This is a genomic window from Tissierella sp. P1 (assembly GCF_002266425.1).
Lineage (GTDB): Bacteria > Bacillota > Clostridia > Tissierellales > Tissierellaceae > Tissierella > Tissierella carlieri.
Genome location: NZ_NPMN01000082.1, coordinates 1 through 1,217 on the forward strand (window position 1 = coordinate 1; position 1,217 = coordinate 1,217).

Consider the following 1,217-nt stretch of genomic DNA (forward strand, 5'->3'; position numbering starts at 1 on the left):
TATAATTAAGGAGGAATATTGAAATGGCAAAAGCAAAATTTGAAAGAACTAAACCCCACGTAAACATAGGGACAATAGGACACGTAGACCATGGTAAAACAACATTAACAGCAGCTATTACAATGGTATTAAACAAAAGATTTGGCTCAGGAGAAGCAATAAGCTATGACAACATAGATAAAGCACCAGAAGAAAGAGAAAGAGGAATAACAATTTCCACATCTCACGTAGAATATGAAACACCAAATCGTCACTATGCACACGTAGACTGCCCAGGCCATGCTGACTATGTAAAGAACATGATTACAGGAGCAGCACAAATGGACGGAGCAATTTTAGTAGTATCAGCAGCAGATGGTCCAATGCCGCAAACAAGAGAGCATATACTATTATCAAGAAACGTAGGAGTACCAAAGATAGTAGTATTCTTAAACAAACAAGACATGGTAGATGATGAAGAACTAATCGAGTTAGTAGAGATGGAAGTAAGAGAATTACTATCCGAATATGACTTCGATGGAGATGGTACACCAATCGTAGTAGGTTCAGCATTAAAAGCAATAGAAGAACCAGACGGACCATGGGGAGACAAAATAGTTAAACTAATGGAAGAAGTAGATGCATACGTTCCACAACCAGAAAGAGATACAGACAAACCATTCTTAATGCCAGTAGAAGACGTATTCTCAATAACAGGAAGAGGAACAGTAGCAACAGGAAGAGTAGAAAGAGGAGTAGTAAAAACAGGAGACAACGTAGAAATCGTTGGATTAGCAGAAGAAGCAAGAACAGTAGTAGTAACAGGAGTAGAAATGTTTAGAAAACTACTAGACGAAGCACAAGCAGGAGATAATATAGGAGCACTTCTAAGAGGAGTTCAAAGAAACGAAATCGAAAGAGGTCAAGTACTAGCAAAACCAAAATCAATAAATCCACATATAAAATTTGAATCAGAAGTATACGTACTATCTAAAGAAGAGGGTGGAAGACATACACCATTCTTTAATGGATATAGACCACAATTCTACTTTAGAACAACAGACGTAACAGGAGATATCAAATTAGAAGAAGGCGTAGAGATGGTAATGCCAGGAGACAACTCAAAGTTTACTATAGAATTAATAACACCAATAGCTATAGAAGAAGGACTAAGATTCTCAATTCGTGAAGGTGGAAGAACAGTAGGATCTGGAGTTGTAACTAAAGTTCTTGAATAA

Annotated in this window: 1 protein-coding gene; it reads left to right on the forward strand. The window is 37.1% G+C overall.

The window, feature by feature from the left end; all coding sequences use genetic code 11:
* The first annotated feature begins 23 nt into the window (after positions 1-23).
* The gene (gene tuf, locus CIW83_RS21805; protein WP_094904515.1) at positions 24-1,217 is read left to right on the forward strand and encodes an elongation factor Tu; all 1,194 of its coding nucleotides are present in this window, start codon (positions 24-26) and stop codon (positions 1,215-1,217) included.